The following is a 338-nucleotide window of genomic DNA, read 5'->3' on the forward strand; positions in this document are numbered from 1 at the left end:
TTCGCCTTTCCATTGTTTGAAATCATCAGCTATATCTTGTGCAAAGCTCATAATGTCGTCAGCAGTGTATTCTGTAAGCTTATTCTCGTTACTTAAGTTAGCAAGTTCTCCTGCATAGTCTAAAGCCTTGTTACGGTCTTTGTCGTAGCTTTCACCCTCTTTCTTGCCAGCTCTCACTAGATACTTTAATACCTGCATTGTATACCAGCCTGCAAGCTCTTCATAGTTAAAATGATGTTTAAAGTATTCGTTAAGTTCCATACCGTATTCATTGGCATAGTGCTTATTTGTACCATAATTCATTAGATGTTACCCCCAATCCATGCAATAAGCAACGT

The 338-nt window shown here is 38.2% G+C and carries 1 protein-coding gene; it reads right to left on the reverse strand.

Annotated features, from left to right (window positions below):
* On the reverse strand, window positions 1–303 hold a 303-nt coding region (locus tag FDX22_RS21845; protein ID WP_146717765.1), incomplete at its 3' end, for a DUF3310 domain-containing protein.
* Window positions 304–338: the final 35 nt, after the last annotated feature.

Source organism: Citrobacter sp. TBCS-14 (genome assembly GCF_005280805.1).
Classification (GTDB): domain Bacteria; phylum Pseudomonadota; class Gammaproteobacteria; order Enterobacterales; family Enterobacteriaceae; genus Citrobacter; species Citrobacter gillenii.